The 2,279-nt window shown below is 74.6% G+C and carries 1 protein-coding gene; it reads left to right on the top strand.

What is annotated here, in order from left to right:
• Positions 1 to 2,279: condensation domain-containing protein (locus tag AB4039_RS42025; protein WP_442273283.1), on the top strand; the 2,279-nt coding region annotated here is incomplete at both ends.

Here is a 2,279-nt window from a genome sequence, read left to right as displayed (position 1 = left end):
ACCGGCGACCAAGCCCACTGGGACACCCACGGCAACCTCCACTACACCGGCCGCACCGACACCCAGATCAAGATCCGCGGCTTCCGCATCGAACCCACCGAAATCGAAACCACCCTCACCACCCACCCCCACAWCACCCAAGCCACCCTGCTCCACTGCGACCAGCAGCTGACGGCCTACGTGACCACGGCCCCCGGGGCTCCGGCCCCGGCCCCCGAAGCGCTGCGCGCCTGGCTGCGCGAGCGGCTGCCGGAGCACATGGTCCCCGCCCGGTTCGCGGTCCTGGACCGGCTGCCGCTCACCCCCAACGGGAAGATCGACAAGGCCGCGCTCCCGGCGGTCGAGCCGACGCCCACCACCGGGGSCCGCCAGCCGCTCACCGAGACGGAGGAGCTCGTACGGACCCTCGTGAGCGAGGTCCTCGGCAGCCCGGTGCCCCTGTCCATGGACGACGGGTTCTTCGACCACGGCGGCCACTCCCTCCTCGCCGCCCGCCTGACGAACCGCATCGCCTCCACCCTCGGCGTCACCCTCACCCTGCGCGACGTCTTCCAGCACCCCACCCCCGCCGCCCTGACCCGCCGGCTCGACGAGGTCGGCGACCGGCCCTCCCTGCCGCCCCTGCGGCGTGCCGCGGAACGTCCCGAGCGGCTGCCGCTGTCCTTCGGCCAGCAGCGGCTGTGGCTGGTCGCGGGACTCGGCGGCCCGGGGGCGACCGCGTACAACGTGCCGATGACGGTTCGCCTGGAGGGCGAGCCGGACGTGCCCGCGCTGCGCGCCGCMTTCGAGGACCTGGCCGCCCGCCACGAGCCGCTGCGGACCCGGTTCGCCACCGCTGACGGGGACCCGTACCAGATCGTCGACCCGGTCCCGGCGCACGCGTTCGAGGTGCGCCGCGTCACCCCCGGGAGCCTCGACGGCGAACTGCTCGCCGCCGCCCGCCACTCCTTCGACCTGACCACCGAACACCCTTTGCGCGTGACCCTGTTGCACTCCGGGGAGGATGCGTACACGCTCCTGGTCCTGCTGCACCACATCGCCACCGACGGGCAGTCGCTGCGCCCCCTGTTCGAGGACCTGTCCCACGCCTACGCGGCCCGGCTGGCGGGATCGGCACCCGACTGGGCCCCCCTGCCGGCCGACTACGCCGACTTCACGCTCTGGCAGCGCACCGCCCTCACCGGCCCCCCGCTGGAGGCCCGGCTGGCGCACTGGAGGACGGCGCTGGCCGCGCTCCCCGAGGAGCTGGGGCTGCTCCCCGACCGGCCGCGTCCGCCGGTCGCCGGGCAGCGCGGCGGGGCGGTCCGGGTGGACTTCGGGACGGACCTGTACGAACGGGTGGTGGAGCTGGCGCGGGCCGAGCGGTGCACCCCCTTCATGGTGGTGCAGGCCGCGCTCGCGGCGACGCTGACCCGGCTGGGCGCGGGCACCGACGTCCCGCTCGGCTCACCGGTCGCGGGCCGGCCCGACGAGGCCCTGTCGGGGCTCATGGGCTTCTTCGTGAACACCCTGGTGCTGCGTACCGACACCTCGGGGAACCCGGCCTTCCGGGAACTGCTGGCCCGGGTGCGCACCGCCGATCTGGACGCCTTCGCCCATCAGGAGGCCCCGTTCGACCTGGTACTGGAGGCCTTGAACCCGGCCCGCTCCCTGGCCCGGCATCCGCTGTTCCAGGTGTGCCTGGCACTGGAGTCGGGTCCCGGGATCTCGCCCGTGCTGCCCGGAGTGCGGGCCGGGGAGGCGCAGCCGCTGGCCACCGGCGCCGTCAAGTTCGACCTGGAGTTCCTGCTGCGCGCCGACGGGGCGTCCGGCCTGACGGGGGCGGTGCTCTACAGCTGCGACCTGTACGAGCGCGCCACCGTGGAGCGGATGACCGGCATGCTGCGGCGGACGCTGGAGCAGGTGGCGCGCGAGCCGGGGGTCCGGCTCTCGGAGCTGGAGCTGCTGGACGGGGCCGGCCGCCGGCAGGTGCTGGAGGAGTGGACGGGTGTCCGTACCGACACCGCCCCGGCCACCCTCGTCGAACGGTTCGAGGAGCAGGTCCGGCTGCGTCCCGGGGGCCGGGCGGTGGTCTTCGGCGGCCAGGAGCTCACCTACCGGGAGCTGGACTCCCGCGCCAACCGGCTCGCGCACCACCTCGCCGCCCGGGGCCTGGGCCGCGGCGACCTCGCCGGCATCCTCCTCGACCGCGGACCCGACTTCGCCGTCGCCCTCCTCGCCGTCCTCAAGACCGGCGCCGGATACGCCCTCCTGGACCCCGAGTTCCCCGACGAACGCCT

The organism is Streptomyces sp. M-16, from assembly GCF_052114405.1.
Lineage (GTDB): Bacteria > Actinomycetota > Actinomycetes > Streptomycetales > Streptomycetaceae > Streptomyces.
This window is presented reverse-complemented; position numbering and strand designations above follow the sequence as displayed.